The sequence below is a fragment of the Micromonospora sp. NPDC047812 genome (assembly GCF_040704175.1).
Taxonomy (GTDB): Bacteria; Actinomycetota; Actinomycetes; order Mycobacteriales; family Micromonosporaceae; genus Micromonospora.
Window position 1 is genome coordinate 129,705 of record NZ_JBEYRY010000007.1, and the last position, 14,241, is coordinate 143,945.

Below are 14,241 nucleotides of genomic sequence, written 5' to 3' on the forward strand. Positions count from 1 at the left end.
CCGGCTGGTGTCACCCGGCGTGCGGCCGGCGGCGCAGCACGCCCGCGCCGACCAGGGCCACCACGGCCAGGGTGGCCAGCGCCACCTCCGGCCACAACCCGACCCGGGTGGCCAGGGTGCGTCCGTCGTCCAGCCGCAGCTGCCGCACCACGACCGCTCGGGTGTTGAACCCGGTGGCGTCGCTTACCCGCCCGTCCGGGGCAACGAACCCGGACACCCCGACCGTGGAGGCCATCAACGCCGGCCGGCCGTGCTCGACCGCCCGCAGCCGCACCATGGCCAACTGCTGGCGCGCCTCGGCCACGTCGAACGTGGCGTTGTTGGTCTGCACCACCAGCAGCTGCGCCCCGCCCGTGACGGTGTCACGCACCACCTCGTCGTAGGCGACCTCGAAACAGATCACGTCGCCGAGCACCGCCGCCCCCGTACGCAGCACCCCCGGCTCGCTGCCCGGCACGAAGTCGGCGCGGACCCGGTCGACCTGCTTGCTGACCATCCGGGCCAGATCACGCATCGGCACGTACTCGGCGAACGGCACCGGATGCCGCTTCGTGTACAGCTGCTCCAGGTCCGGGCCGCTGCCGGGCCGCCACAGGATCCCCGCGTTGCGCACCTGCCCCTCTCCGGGGCCGCGCAGCACCGCACCGACCAGGATCGGGGCGCCGACCGCGTCGGCGGCCTGCGAGATGCGCGCCCCGGCGTCGGTGTCGCGCAGCGGGTCGATGTCGCTGGAGTTCTCCGGCCACACCACCAGGTCGGGGCGGGGCCGCACGCCGGCGGACACCTGCCCGGCCAGCTCGATCGTGGCGTCGACGTGGTTGTTCAGCACCGCCTGCCGCTGGGCGTTGAAGTCCAACCCGAGCCGGGGCACGTTGCCCTGCACGATCGCCACCGTCACCGCGTCACCGCCCCCCGCACCGGACACCGGCACCAGCAGGCCGACCACCGGCACCGCGACCGCCGCGGCGCTCAGCGCCGCGATCGGTGCCCGCCGCAGCGGCGACTCCCACGCCCGCCACAGCGCCACGCCCACCAGCCCACCGGTCAGCGCCACCGCGAACGTCACCAGCGGCGCACCGCCCAGCGCGGCCAGCCGCAGCAGTGGCGATTCGTCCTGGCTGAACGCCAGGCGCCCCCACGGGAACCCACCGAACGGGGTGCGGTCGCGCAGCGCCTCCTGCCCCACCCACAACACCCCGGTCACCGCCGGCCAACTCCACCGCACCCGGTCGACCAGCGGCGAGGCGTACGCGCCCGCCGCGCCCAGCAGCGCCAGGTAGCCGGCCTGCAACAGCGACAGCAACACCCACGGCAGGTAGCCGGTGTGCAGATTCGTCCAGCTCAGCAGCGGCGCGAACAACGCCACCCCGGTCAGCAGACCCAACCCGGCGCCCGCGCGTACCCGCCGACGGTGCGTCGCCACGGCCAGCAACGCCACCCCCAGCGGCGCGAGCGGCCACAGCCCGTACGGCGGGAACGCCGCCAGCAACGCCAGCCCGGCCACCACCGCCATCGGCGCGGCCACCGGCAACGGCAACGCCCGCCCGGCAGGCTGCCCGCTGTCGTCCCCGGTCGGCGCCGGCACCATCCCCACGATCACGGGCCGAAGGCTACCCGCCGGCCGGTCGCCGCCCCACCGGGCCACACACCCCGCACAACAGGCCACGGACACAAATCGGGGCGCGGCTCGCGCCGCGCCCCGATGCTCCCAGGCCCTTCCCGGCCGGTGGGGCGAGAATGAGCTACGCCGACCTTCGGACCGACCCGACGCGGACTGGCTGCCCCCGCCTGGCCGTTGTCTACTGGCCGTGCACCTCACCCTGCCCGTACACCGGTAACCGCGGCCGGTTCGCGCCGCCCCGCCGACCCCCGCCCGCTGGACCTGGCCGCCGCGACGCACTGCTCACATGTCGCTCGGCCAGCGGACGAAGGGACGAAGCGAACAACAGCCGCTTCCCGTAGTAGGACTCAAAGACGGTACGGCGTGGACCCCCGCCGCTGTCAACCCACCCGGGCCTGTCGTGTGATGCACCACGGCGTGTCGCGTCGGCGAGTCTCAATCCGTGGCGAGGTGCCGCCGCAGCAACGCCCCCGCCGCCTCCGGATGCTCGGCGGCCAGCAACCCACCGGCGGCCAGCACGTAGTCCACGTCGACGACCGGCCGCGCCGCCCGCGGCAACGGCCACCCACCGGCGTGGTCGGCCAGCACCGCACCCAGCACACCCGCCGCGTCCGCCGGCGCGGCGTGCCGCAACACCCCACCGGAACCCACCAGCAGCCGCACGTCACGCAGGTCCCGCCCCGCCCGCTCACCCGTGGCCGCCCCCCGCGCGTGCCGCCGCAACGCCACCGTCGCCGCCAGCGCCGCGATCCGCGTGTCCACCGCACGCTCCGCGTCCCCCACCGGCAGGAACCCCGGATCGCCGGCGCGCACCGCCGCCCCCGCCGCCAGGTCGTCGCGCTGCCCGTCGGTCAGCAACCGCTCCTCGACGGCCGCCCGCACCACCCCCGGCGCGCTCCACCGCATGCCCAGGTCCCCCTCGACGGTACGGGCCCGCCACAGCGACCCCGCCACCTCCCGCCCCGGCCCGGTGGCCCGCTCGTCCGGCGTGAGCACCGAATACACGTCCGTGGTGGCGCCACCCACGTCCACCACCACCAGATCACCACCCAGCGTGTCGGCCAGCACCTCCACGCCGGTCAGCACCGCGTCGGGGGTGGCCGCCCGCACCAGCCGCGCGAACCGCGACCCCCGCGACAGCCGCTTGCCACCGATCACGTGCCGCAGGAACACCTCCCGGATCGCCGCCCGCGCCGACGCCGGCGCCAACACCCCGATACGCGGCAACACGTTGTCGGCCACCGTCACCGGCACCCGCGCCCCCGCCAGCACCGCGTGCAGGTCGTCGCGGGCGTCGACATTGCCGGCCAACACCACCGGCACCCGCCAGCGGGCCCTCGCCAGCCGCGTCGCGTTGTGCGTCAACGTCTCGGCGTCACCGCCGTCGGTGCCACCCACCAGCAGCACCACGTCCGGGCGGGCCGCACGCAACCCGGCCAGCTCCGCCGCACCGAGCCGACCCGCCGCCACGTGCACCACGTCCGCGCCCGCCGACAGACCCACCCGCCGGCCCGCCTGCGCCGTCACCAGCCGCTCGTAGCCCACGACCGCCAGGCGCAACCCACCACCGGCCGACGAGCACACATACCACGGCACCCGACCCACCGCCAGGCCGGCGGTGGCCGCCGCCACCGCCGCGTCCAGGCCGTGCAGCACGTCCGTACCCACCGTCGTCGGCGCCGACGCCGACGCCACCAACGCGCCCCCGTCGAGATCCACCACCGCCACCTTCGTGTACGTGGACCCGACGTCGGCGCAGACCGCGTACCTCACGCCACCGGCGGAACGACCACCGTGCCGGTCGCGGTGACCGCCACGATCGGCTCGTCGAGCACCTCCGCGGCCGACTCACCCCGATCCGGCCGCCCCCGGCACACCACCCGCGCGGCGAAGTCGATCGTGCGGCTGCGCGTACCCACCCGGGTCACCGTCGCCGTCACCTCCAACACGTCGCCCGCCCGCATCGCCGCCCGGAACTGCACGTCCGAGTACGACGCGAACAGCCCCTCGTCGCCATCGGTGCGGATACACACCTCCGTGGCCACATCCCCGAACAACCCCAACGCGTACGCCCCGTCGACCAGGTTGCCGGCGTAGTGGGCGTGCGAATACGGCACATACCGCCGGTGCACGACCGTCAGACCCACCCGGGAATCACTCATGCCTTCGCCCTCTTGTCCGTGATCAACGCGTGCACCAGGAAACTCGCCACCTCACCCGGGGTCGTCCCCCGGCCGAAGATCCGATCCACACCCAACTCGCCGGCCATCGACTCGTCGAAACGCGGCCCACCCACGATCAGCAACGGCCGACGCCCCGCCGGCATCGCCTCCCGGAACGCCGCCGACATCTCCCGAGTGTTGTGCAGATGCGCGTCGCGCTGCGTCACCACCTGCGACACCAACACCGCGTCCGCCCGCTCCACCCGCGCCACCTCCACCAACTCCGGCACGCTCACCTGCGCACCCAGGTTCGTGACCTTCAGCTCCCGGTAGTACTCAAGACCCTTCTCCCCGGCGATGCCCTTGACGTTGAGGATCGCGTCGATGCCGACCGTGTGCGCGTCCGTGCCGATGCACGCCCCCACCACCGACAACTTGCGCCGCAACCGCCGCTTCACCACCGCGTTGACCTCCTTGGCACTCAGCAGCGGAAAGTCCCGCTCCACCACCTGCACCGCCGACAGGTCCACCAGATGGTTCACCCGCCCGTACACCACGAAGAACGTGAACCCGTCGCTCATCGGCTTGGCGTGCACCAGCATCGCCGGATCGATGCCCATCTTGTTCGCCAACTGCACCGCCGCGCCCTCGGCCCGCTTGTCGTGCGACACCGGCAACGTGAACGACACCTGCACCATGCCGTCGCCCGTCGTGTCCCCGTACGGCCGGACGATCTTCTTCCCGGCGTCCCCGCCGGCCCCGACGGCGCTCACGCCCGTGCCACCTCTCCACCCGCCACCGCCGCCGCCTCCAGGATCTCCGTAGCCGGATTGAAATAGCCCGCCTCGTGCGCGGCCACCCCCGACAACCCCTTGCCCCGGTCCGCCGGCCGCTTCATGATCCCGAACGTGCCCTCGGCGATCGCCGTCAACAACGACTGCTCACCGATACGCTCCAGCAGCTCGACCGCCTCACCCAGCACCCGGTTGGCCCGCTGCTGGATGAACCCGCCCGGCGCCGGCACGAAGTCCTCGTGCAACCCACCGGCCGCACCCAGCACGTACCGCACGTTCTGCAACGCGATGTCCCGATCCGACAACCACGGCGTCACCACCGCCTCGGTCATCATCCCCACCAACAGGATCCCCTGACCGGTCACCGTCCCCACCAGGTTGAAGAACCCGTCCAGCAGGTTCCCCCGGAACACGTCGCCCGTCATGTGCTTCGTCGGCGGCATCCACTTCAACGGCGCGTCCGGGAACAACTCCCGCGCCAGCAACGCGTGCGCCAACTCCAACCGCAACGACTCCGGCACATCAGGGTTGATCTCGAACGCGTGCCCCAACCCCAACTGCCAGTCCGCCAACCCCGCCTCGTGCGCGAAGAACTCGTTGAGCAACTGCGACACCGTCACCGTGTGCGCCTCGTCCACCGCGTCCGCGGTGGTCAGGTAGTTGTCCTCACCGGTGTTGATGATGATCCCCGCCCGCGCGTGCACCTGACGCGAGAACCGCTGGTCCACGAACGTCCGGATCGGGTTGATGTCACGGAACAGGATCCCGTACATCGAGTCGTTCAACATCATGTCCAGCCGCTCCAGGCCGGCCAACGTCGCCATCTCCGGCATGCACAGACCCGACGCGTAGTTCGTCAGCCGCACGTACCGGCCCAACTCCCGCGACGACTCGTCCAGCGCCGCCCGCATCAACCGGAAGTTCTCCTGCGTCGCGTACGTGCCCGCGAAGCCCTCCCGCGTCGCCCCCTCCGGCACGTAGTCCAGCAACGACTGCCCCGTCGACCGGATCACCGCGATGACGTCCGCACCCGCCCGCGCCGCCGCCTGCGCCTGCGGAATGTCCTCGTAGATGTCCCCCGTCGCCACGATCAGATAGATCCACGGCCGCTGCCTCGGATCACCGAACCGCTTCACCAGCCGGTCCCGCTCCGCCCGCCGCCGGTCGATCGCCCGGACCCCCGCACCAACCGCCCGCCGCGCCGCCTTCCGCGCCGCCGTGGCCGCCTTCCCCGTCGGCACCTCGAACCGCACCGACCCCGCCGCCGCCTTCTGCGCCAGCAACGTCACGTCACCGAGCTGCTCCCGGGCCAGCGCGTCGAACACCGGCAACGCCACCCCGTGCCCCAACCCCACGTCCGCGACCACCGCGTCCACGAGCCGGTTCACCCACGGAATCCCGTCCGGATCGGCACCGGAAACACCGGCCAGCCGCAACACCGCACGCTCCACCGACACCGTCGTGTGGCTACGCGCCAGATCCACCACCGGCTGCCCCGCCCGACGCGCCAACTCCCGCGCCCGCGCCACCAACCGCGGATCCAGGTCAAGCTTGCCCGTCACACCATCACCCCACTCCGCCCGGCGACGGCGCCACGCGCCCCCCGTGCCGTACCGATGGTTCGCTCGCTCACGAAGACCCTTCCTCGTAGATCACGTCACCGCGCAACACCGTGCGCCGACACACCGGCAGCGGCGTCGGGTCCAGCGGACCACGCGCCTCCACATCCGCCGCCAACAACACCGGCAACCCCCGGTCCACCCCCGCCGGCGTCGACCACACCGCGAACGTCGCCGGCGCCCCCAACGCCAGCACACCCTCGTTGTCCATCCGCACCGCCCGCCACCCGCCACGGGTGTGCGCCGCGAACGCCGACCGCACACTCATCCGCTGCGTCGGGCTGTGGTGCCACACCGCCGCCCGCACCGAACCCCACGGATCCAGCGGCGTCACCGGCGAATCCGACCCGAACGCCAACGCCACCCCGACGCCGTGCATCGCCCCCATCGGATTCGACTCCAACGACCGCTGCAAACCCAACCGCGACTCGTACATCCGACCCGCGCCACCCCACAACCGGTCGAACGCCGGCTGCATGCTCGCCACGATCCCGTACTCCACGAACCCCGCGATCAACCGCTTGTTCATGATCTCCGCGTGCTCGATACGGTGCCGCGCCGCCCGCACCCGGTCCGTGCCCAGCCTCTCCGCCGCCCCCGCGAACCCCTCCAGCACCGTCGAGATCGCCGCGTCACCGATCGCGTGGAACCCACCCTGCACACCGTGCGCCGCACAGTCCAACAGATGCTCCCGCACCTGCTCCGCACTCAGATAGCCGTGCCCGCAACCCCCGTCACCATCCAGGTAGTCACGCGACACGTGCGCCGTACGCGACCCCAACGCCCCGTCGGCGAACAAGTCACCCCCGGCCCCCACCGCACCCAACTCCCGGGCCCGCGCCGCACCCAGCAGCTCACCCCAGTACCCGTACACCTCCGCCACACCGTCACCCGACAACGCCAACAGACCCGTGAAATCCTCCTCGTCGGAGATCTCCGGACCACCGCACTCGTGCACCGCCGCGATACCCAACGACGCCGCGTGCGCCAACGCCGCCCGCTGCGCCGCCACCCGCTGCGCCCGCGTCACCGACGCGAACGCCGCCGCCCGCACCACATGGTGCGCGTCCCGCCGCAACCACCCCGACGCGTCGTACCCCGCCGCCGACACCACCTGCGGACACGCCGCCAGCAACGCCGCCGACACCAGCGCCGAATGGATCGACGCCTGCGACAGGTACACCCGCCGGCCGCCGGCCGCCCGGTCCAACACCACCGCGTCCGGCAGCTCCGGCACCGGCCAGCTCGACTCGTCCCAGCCGTGCCCCAGCACCACCGCGTCCGACGGCAACCCCGCCGCGAACCCCGCCACCGCGTCCAGCAACTCCGCCGCCGACCGCACCCCCGACAGGTCCAGCCCCGACAACGCCAACCCCGTGTCCGTCGCGTGCACGTGGGCGTCGACGAACGCCGGCGTCACCAACGCCCCGTCCAGATCCACCACCCGCTCGGCGGCCGGCGCGTCCGCGTCCACCCCCAACCAGGAGATCCGGCCGTCGGTGACCAGCAGAGCCGTCGCGCTCGGATCGGCCGGGCAGTGCAGCGTCCCGCCGCGGTACAGAGTCGAGGGGTTCGTCATGACCATCAGTCTGCCGCGAGACGCGCCTCGAACAACGCCCGCACCCCCGACTCCGCGCGCAGCAGACCCAACGCGAACTCCGCGTGCCCCGGCACGTAACCGTTGCCGACCAGCATCGTCACGTCCGCCGCCAGGCCCTCCGCCCCCAACGCCGCCGCCGCGAAACTCGTCGCCATCGAGAAGAACACCACCGTGCCGCCGTCCGCCGTCGCCAGCACCGCACCGTGCTCACAGCCCGGCACGTCCACGCAGACCACCGTCACGTCCGCCGGCGCCTCCAACGCCGTCGTCACCGCCGTCGACACCGCCACCGGGTCCCGGGCGTCGGCCAACGCCACCGCGTCCGCCAGACCCACCGCCGCCAGCGCGTCGCGCTCCGCCACCACCGGCACCACCCCGACCGTACGAGCGGCACCCGCCCGCCGCGCCGCCGCCAGCGACAGCGACCCGCTCTTGCCCGCGCCGCCGATCACCGCCACCCGCACCGGCGTCGGGTCCCCCGCCCGCTCCCGCTCCGCCACGTGGCGCGACACCACCCGCGCCGTCAGCGCCGGCGCCCCGCACACGTCCAGCACCGCCAGGGACAGCTGCGGATCGAGATCCGCCGGCAGCACCGCCGCGATCGACCGGGCGAACAGGATCGCGTACCCGTCGCACGGCACCTGCTCGCTGCGCCCGTCCCAGCGGGCCAACCCGTCGAGGATCGTCAGGGGCGTCAACGTCAGCGACACCAGGGTCGCCACCCGCTGGCCCGCCCGCAGCCCCAGCGGGGAACGCCGCCCCGCCTCCTCCACCGTGCCGATCAGCATCCCGCCCGACCCGGTCACCGGGTTCTGCATCTTGCCCCGGGCGGACACGATCTGGAGCACCTCGGCGCGCACCGCGTCGCCGTCCCCGCCGTGCTTCTCCCACAGCTGCCGGAAGCTCGCCGCGTCCAGGTTCAACCGCTCCACCCGGATCCGCACCTCGTTCGGCGCGATCTCCGGACTCGCGTCCAGCCGCCACGCGGCCTGCGGAAGCACCCCCGCCGGTTCGACAACGCGGTGCAGACCCACCGGTGACGTCACGCCGACCTCCCCTGTCACGCCGCTCGAAGCCCCGATCAGGGCTCGCGTAGCGGGAAAACTTACGGCAGACTAATTTCTTCACCGAATATTTTCCAGTAGCCTTCGGGGTCGCTGATCAACCGCACCACATCGAGGAGGGGCCGTGACCCAGACCCAACCGGTGGAGACCCTGTCCCCGCCCCGCCCTGCGCCGGTCGCGGTCCCCACCGCCGGACAGCCCTACGAATACCGCCGCGCGCCCCTCGTCGAACCCGACTGGACCCGCTTCCCCGGCTGGCGCCACGTCACCCGCGACCAGTGGGAGAACGCACAGTGGCAGCGCGTCAACTGCGTCAAGAACATCAAACAGCTGCGCACCGTCCTCGGCGACGCGGTCGACGAGACCTTCTACGCCGACCTCGAGGCCGACCAGAAGGCCCTGGCCACCATGTCCATGCTGGTGCCGCCCCAGATGATCAACACGATGGTCCCGTTCGCCCCGATGACCACCGAGGCGTTCCTGGCCGACCCGATCCGGCGCTACATGATCCCCGTCGCCTCCGACCGGCGCACCGACTGGCCCTCCCACCCGTACGCCAGCCGCGACTCCCTGCACGAACACGACATGTGGGTCGCCGAGGGCCTCACCCACCGCTACCCCACCAAGGTCCTCGCCGAGCTGCTCTCCACCTGCCCCCAGTACTGCGGGCACTGCACCCGCATGGACCTCGTCGGCAACTCCACCCCCGCCGTCGACAAGCTCAAGCTGACCCTCAAGCCCGTCGACCGCTACGACGCCCACATCGGCTACCTCAAGGCCCACCCCGGCGTCCGTGACGTCGTCGTCTCCGGCGGCGACGTGGCCAACGTCCCGTGGAAGAACCTCGAGTCCTACCTGATGCGGCTGCTGGAGATCGAGACCATCCGCGACATCCGGCTCGCCACCAAGGCCCTCATGGGCCTGCCCCAGCACTGGCTCCAGCCCGACGTCGTCGAGGGCCTCGAACGGGTCGCCCGCACCGCCGCCCGACGCGGCGTCAACCTCGCCATCCACACCCACGTCAACCACGCCCAGTCGCTCACCCCGCTGGTCGCCCGGGCCGCCCAGACCGCCCTCGACGTCGGCGTACGCGACGTCCGCAACCAGGGCGTGCTCATGCGCGGCGTCAACGCCACCGCCCCCGACCTGCTCGACCTCTGCTTCGCCCTCCAGGGCGAGGCCGGCATCCTGCCGTACTACTTCTACATGTGCGACATGATCCCCAACGCCGAGCACTGGCGGGTCCCGGTCTGGCACGCCCAGCAGCTCCAGCACGACATCATGGGCTACCTGCCCGGCTACGCCACCCCGCGCATCGTCTGCGACGTCCCCTTCGTCGGCAAGCGCTGGGTGCACATGCTCACCGAGTACGACCGCGACCGCGGCATCTCGTACTGGACGAAGAACTACCGCACCTCCATCGAGTCCGCCGACGCCGAGGCGCTCAACAAGCGCCACGCCTACTACGACCCGATCGACACCCTGCCCGAGACCGGGCAGCAGTGGTGGGCCGCGCACCGCAACGACTGACCACCAGCGCACCGTCACCCCCGGAGCCGGCACCGGCCCGGGGGTGACGCGTTTTCGGACCCGCCCGGCCCGGCACACCACTGCCACCACGTCTCCCCCGCCGGGCACGGAGCCGTCTCCCCGCACACCCACGTCGGGCCGGCCGGCTCTGCGTCTCCGACGCGATCTTCCGGGCTTCGTCCCTTGTCGGTGGCGTGCCCTTCGCGGTCTGCGACGGCCCGCACACTCCCTAAGGCATCCTAGGACACTAGGTGAACGGTGGGGACGGGCCGTCTGGTTGACTGGACGAATGGGAGAGCTTCTGCTGATCCGGCACGGCGAGACCACCTGGAGCGCCAGCCGCCGGCACACCTCGTACACCGACCTCCAGCTCACCCCCGACGGCGAGCGGCAGGCCCGCGCCCTCGGCCGCTTCCTCGCCGGCCGGCGCTTCGCCGCGGTCCTGACCAGCCCCCGCGCCCGGGCGCTGCACACCGCGCGGCTCGCCGGCCTCACCGTCACCGGCACGGTCGACGACCTGGCCGAGTGGAACTACGGCGAATACGAGGGGCGCACCACCGCCGCCATCCGCGACGACCGCCCGAACTGGTCCATCTGGGCCGACGGCTGCCCCGGCGGGGAGTCCCCGAACCAGGTCGGTGAGCGCCTCGACCGGGTGCTCGCCCGGGTGCACCCGCTGCTCGACCGGGGCACCGTCGCCCTCGTCGGGCACGCCCACAGCCTGCGCGTGCTCGGCGCCCGCTGGGTCGGCCTGCCGCCGTCGGCCGGCGGGCTGCTGCGCCTGGACACCGCCACGGTCAGCGTGCTCGGCCACGAGCACGGCCGGCGGGTCATCCTGCGCTGGAACCAGCCTGTTCCCCCGACGCCCGCGACCGCACCCGAATCTGGGGCTCGGCACTGATCTTCGGCGGCCGGTTCTCGTACGGCGTCGACAGCACCACCGTCGTGCGGGTGGTCACGTTCGCCGCCGTACGGATCTCCTGGAGCAGCCGCTCCAGGTCGGCCGGGCTGGCCACCCGCACCAGCAGGAGGTAGAAGTCCTCCCCCGCCACCGAGTAGCACGAGTCGATCTCGGGCAGGTGGGCCAGCCGCTCCGGCGCGTCGTCGGGCTGTGACGGGTCGAACGGCCGGATCGCCACGAACGCGGTCAGCGGCAGGTCGAGGGCCTCGAAGGAGACCCGGGCGGCGTACCCCTTGATCACGCCGCGCTGCTCCAGGCGGCGCACCCGCTGGTGCACGGCGGAGACCGACAGGCCCACCTTCTCCGCCAGATCCGTGTACGACAGCCGACCGTCAGCGGTCAGCGCGGCGATGATGGCGCGGTCGATCTCCTCCACGGCGTGCAACCTACCGGGAAAACGGCGTCGCGGCGACGACGCGGCCCGCCGACGCGACGCGGCACACGTGCCGCGCCGGCGGGCGACGCCCGTCAGCCCTTCGTCAGCGCCCGGGAGATGACCAGCCGCTGGATCTGGTTGGTGCCCTCGACGATCTGGAGCACCTTGGCCTCGCGCATGTACCGCTCCACCGGGTGGTCGGCCACGTAGCCGGCCCCGCCGAGCACCTGCACCGCGTCGGTGGTCACCCGCATCGCCACGTCGGTGGCGAAGAGCTTCGCCTTCGCCGCCTCGATCGAGTACGGCCGGCCGGCGTCGCGCAGCCGGGCCGCGGCCAGCGTCAACGCCCGGGCCGCGGAGATCTGGGTGGCCAGGTCGGCGAGCGTGAAACCCAGCCCCTGGAAGTCGATGATCGCCCTGCCGAACTGCTGGCGCTCCCGGGCGTAGCCGACCGCGTAGTCCAGGGCCGCCTGCGCCAGCCCGACCGCGCAGGCGGCGATGCCGAGGCGCCCCGAGTCCAGCGCGGACATGGCGATGGTGAAGCCCGCCCCCTCGCCGCCGATCAGCCGATCGGCCGGCACCCGGGCCGAGTCGAAGGCGATCTGCGCCACCGGGGAGGCGCGCAGCCCCATCGTCCGCTCGGCCGCCTGCGGCGCGATGCCGGGCGTGGCGCGGTCGGCCAGCAGGCAGGAGATGCCCTTCGGGCCGGGGCCGCCGGTGCGGCAGAAGATGTCGTAGAAGTCCGCCACCTGCGCGTGGGTGATCCACGCCTTGGTGCCGTCGACCACGTAGTCGTCGCCGTCGCGCACGGCCTTCGTGGTCAGCGCGGCGGCGTCCGACCCGCCCTGCGGCTCCGACAGGCAGTACGCCCCGAGCAGCTCCCCGCCGATCATGTCGGGCAGCAGCTTGCGCTGCTCGTCCGTGCCGAACTGGGCCAGGGGGTAGCAGGACAGGGTGTGCACGCTGACCGCCTCGGCGACCGCGAGCCAGCGGCTGGCCAGGATCTCCAGCACCTGGAGGTAGACCTCGTAGGGCTGGGCGGCGCCGCCGTGCTCCTCGGCGTAGGGCAGGCCCAGCAGGCCGGCCCGCCCGAGGGTGCGCAGCACCTCGCGGGGGAACTCGGCGCGTTCCTCGAACCCGGCGGCTCGCGGCGCCAGCTCCCGGTCGGCGAGCTCGGTGGCGAGCTCCAGCAGGTCGTGGGCCTCGTCGGTGGGGAGGATCCGGTCGACAGTCATAGCGCGATGAGCTCCGTGGGGGTGGTGTTGAGCCGTTGCACGCCGTCCGTGGTGCAGACGACGATGTCCTCGATGCGGGCGCCGTGCCGGCCCGCCAGGTAGATGCCCGGTTCGACGGAGAACGCCATCCCCGGCTCCAGGGGACGGGCGTTGCCGGCCACCACGTAGGGATCCTCGTGGCCGTCCAGGCCGATGCCGTGGCCGGTGCGGTGCAGGAACTCCGCGCCGAAGCCGGCGGCGGCGATCGGCTCCCGGGCCGCCGCGTCGACGTCCTCGGCGGTGACCCCGGGGCGGACCGCGGCCACCGCGGCCCGCTGGGCGGCGTGCAGCACCGCGTAGTAGTCGACGAACTCGGCCGGCGCCGGGGCGCCCGCGACGTAGGTGCGGGTGCAGTCGGAACGGTAGCCCGACGGCATCGTCCCGCCGATGTCCACGACGACCGGTTCGCCGGCGCCGATCGGGCGCTCGGAGGTGCCGTGGTGCGGGCTGGCGGCGTTCGGGCCGGCGGCGACGATCACGAAGTCCACGCTCACGTGGCCGGCGGACCGGATCGCCGCGGCGATGTCGGCGCCCACCTCCGCCTCGGTGCGTCCCGGCCGCAGCCACTCCCCCATCCGCTCGTGCACCGCGTCGATCGCCGCGCCCGCCTCGGCCAGCGCCGCGACCTCGGCCGGGGACTTGCGCAGGCGCATCTCGCGCAGCACCTCGGAGGCCAGCCGCTGGGTGGCGCCGGGCAGCGCCGCGCGCAGGGCCAGGACCTGCTCGGCCCACATCCGGTCGGCCAGGCCGACCGTCGCCACCGGCCCGCCGAGCGCGGCGACGAGCAGCGGGTACGGGTCCGTGCCGTCGGCGTGGTCGACGATGCGTACGCCGGTGGCCGGTGCCGGGGACGCCTCGGCGGCCGGCCGCTCCAGCGTGGGCACGATCAGGGTGGGCTCGCCCTGCGCGGGCAGCACCAGGCAGGTGAGCCGCTCCCCTTCGTGCGCGTCGTAGCCGGTCAGGTACCTCAGGTCGGAGCCCGGGGTCAGCAGCAGCGCGTCCAGGCCCGCGGCGGCGGTGGCGCGCCGGGCCTCGGCCAGCCGCCGGGGCGGATACAGCTCGTCGATTCCCACCCGGTCAGCTTAACGGTCGTTCGGGCGCGGACCCAGCCCGCCCGGCGGGACGACATCGCCCGCCAATCCATCGAACACCGTCGTTGACGCGACAGTTAACACTCCTTAGGATTTGGCTGCCTCGAGGATGTCCGACCCGTCCCCACCCGTACGCCCGCCACCGGCG

Annotated in this window: 12 protein-coding genes; 2 read left to right on the top strand and 10 right to left on the bottom strand. The window is 73.0% G+C overall.

What is annotated here, in order from left to right:
- Positions 1 to 10: 10 nt before the first annotated feature.
- The 7 genes from lnt to AB0883_RS24170 form a co-directional block, all read right to left on the bottom strand.
- Entirely contained in the window at positions 11 to 1,588 is a 1,578-nt protein-coding gene (gene lnt / locus AB0883_RS24140) for an apolipoprotein N-acyltransferase (RefSeq protein WP_366643588.1), read from the bottom strand.
- Positions 1,589 to 2,056: 468 nt separating this feature from the next.
- Complete coding sequence (locus tag AB0883_RS24145; RefSeq protein ID WP_366643512.1) at positions 2,057 to 3,394, bottom strand: glutamate mutase L; 1,338 nt, start codon at positions 3,392 to 3,394, stop codon at positions 2,057 to 2,059.
- On the bottom strand, positions 3,391 to 3,783 hold the full coding sequence (locus AB0883_RS24150) for a hotdog domain-containing protein (protein WP_121398270.1): 393 nt from the start codon (positions 3,781 to 3,783) through the stop codon (positions 3,391 to 3,393). The genes AB0883_RS24145 and AB0883_RS24150 overlap by 4 nt, the downstream gene beginning before the upstream one ends.
- On the bottom strand, positions 3,780 to 4,481 hold the full coding sequence (locus AB0883_RS24155; protein ID WP_366643589.1) for an OAM dimerization domain-containing protein: 702 nt from the start codon (positions 4,479 to 4,481) through the stop codon (positions 3,780 to 3,782). The genes AB0883_RS24150 and AB0883_RS24155 overlap by 4 nt, the downstream gene beginning before the upstream one ends.
- 71 nt (positions 4,482 to 4,552) lie before the next feature.
- Entirely contained in the window at positions 4,553 to 6,139 is a 1,587-nt protein-coding gene (locus AB0883_RS24160; RefSeq protein WP_366643513.1) for a lysine 5,6-aminomutase subunit alpha, read from the bottom strand.
- 67 nt (positions 6,140 to 6,206) lie between these two features.
- Positions 6,207 to 7,775, bottom strand: coding sequence for an amidohydrolase family protein (locus AB0883_RS24165; RefSeq protein ID WP_366643514.1), 1,569 nt, complete (start codon positions 7,773 to 7,775; stop codon positions 6,207 to 6,209).
- A 5-nt stretch (positions 7,776 to 7,780) separates the two neighbouring features.
- Positions 7,781 to 8,830, bottom strand: a complete 1,050-nt coding sequence (locus AB0883_RS24170; RefSeq protein ID WP_366643590.1) for a zinc-binding alcohol dehydrogenase — start codon at positions 8,828 to 8,830, stop codon at positions 7,781 to 7,783.
- A 154-nt stretch (positions 8,831 to 8,984) separates the two neighbouring features.
- Between AB0883_RS24170 and AB0883_RS24175 the strand changes: the two genes are divergently transcribed.
- Together AB0883_RS24175 and AB0883_RS24180 are read left to right on the top strand one after the other, a co-directional pair.
- Complete coding sequence (locus tag AB0883_RS24175) at positions 8,985 to 10,391, top strand: lysine 2,3-aminomutase (RefSeq protein ID WP_366643516.1); 1,407 nt, start codon at positions 8,985 to 8,987, stop codon at positions 10,389 to 10,391.
- Positions 10,392 to 10,680: 289 nt separating this feature from the next.
- The gene (locus AB0883_RS24180; protein WP_366643517.1) at positions 10,681 to 11,292 is read left to right on the top strand and encodes a histidine phosphatase family protein; all 612 of its coding nucleotides are present in this window, start codon (positions 10,681 to 10,683) and stop codon (positions 11,290 to 11,292) included.
- On the opposite strand, the gene AB0883_RS24185 is transcribed toward AB0883_RS24180, so the two are convergent.
- The 3 genes from AB0883_RS24185 to AB0883_RS24195 form a co-directional block, all read right to left on the bottom strand.
- Positions 11,222 to 11,728: an Lrp/AsnC family transcriptional regulator gene (locus tag AB0883_RS24185; protein ID WP_366643518.1), complete on the bottom strand. Its 507-nt coding sequence runs from the start codon at positions 11,726 to 11,728 to the stop codon at positions 11,222 to 11,224. The two genes, AB0883_RS24180 and AB0883_RS24185, sit on opposite strands and share 71 nt — an antisense overlap.
- A gap of 92 nt (positions 11,729 to 11,820) precedes the next feature.
- Positions 11,821 to 12,963 (bottom strand): acyl-CoA dehydrogenase family protein, encoded by a 1,143-nt coding sequence (locus AB0883_RS24190; RefSeq protein WP_366643519.1) that lies wholly within the window; start codon positions 12,961 to 12,963, stop codon positions 11,821 to 11,823.
- Positions 12,960 to 14,075 carry a Xaa-Pro peptidase family protein gene (locus tag AB0883_RS24195; protein WP_366643520.1) on the bottom strand — a complete coding sequence of 372 codons (1,116 nt, stop codon included), beginning with the start codon at positions 14,073 to 14,075 and terminating at the stop codon, positions 12,960 to 12,962. The genes AB0883_RS24190 and AB0883_RS24195 overlap by 4 nt, the downstream gene beginning before the upstream one ends.
- Between the last annotated feature and the right edge of the window lie 166 nt (positions 14,076 to 14,241).

What these genes read in the sequence shown, in the direction of transcription:
- lnt (WP_366643588.1), bottom strand. Translation starts at nt 1,588, where the DNA reads ATGGTGCCGGCGCCGACCGGGGACGACAGCGGGCAGCCTGCCGGGCGG.
- AB0883_RS24150 (WP_121398270.1), bottom strand. Translation starts at nt 3,783, where the DNA reads ATGAGTGATTCCCGGGTGGGTCTGACGGTCGTGCACCGGCGGTATGTG.
- AB0883_RS24155 (WP_366643589.1), bottom strand. Translation starts at nt 4,481, where the DNA reads ATGGTGCAGGTGTCGTTCACGTTGCCGGTGTCGCACGACAAGCGGGCC.
- AB0883_RS24165 (WP_366643514.1), bottom strand. Translation starts at nt 7,775, where the DNA reads ATGACGAACCCCTCGACTCTGTACCGCGGCGGGACGCTGCACTGCCCG.
- AB0883_RS24180 (WP_366643517.1), top strand. Translation starts at nt 10,681, where the DNA reads ATGGGAGAGCTTCTGCTGATCCGGCACGGCGAGACCACCTGGAGCGCC.
- AB0883_RS24190 (WP_366643519.1), bottom strand. Translation starts at nt 12,963, where the DNA reads ATGACTGTCGACCGGATCCTCCCCACCGACGAGGCCCACGACCTGCTG.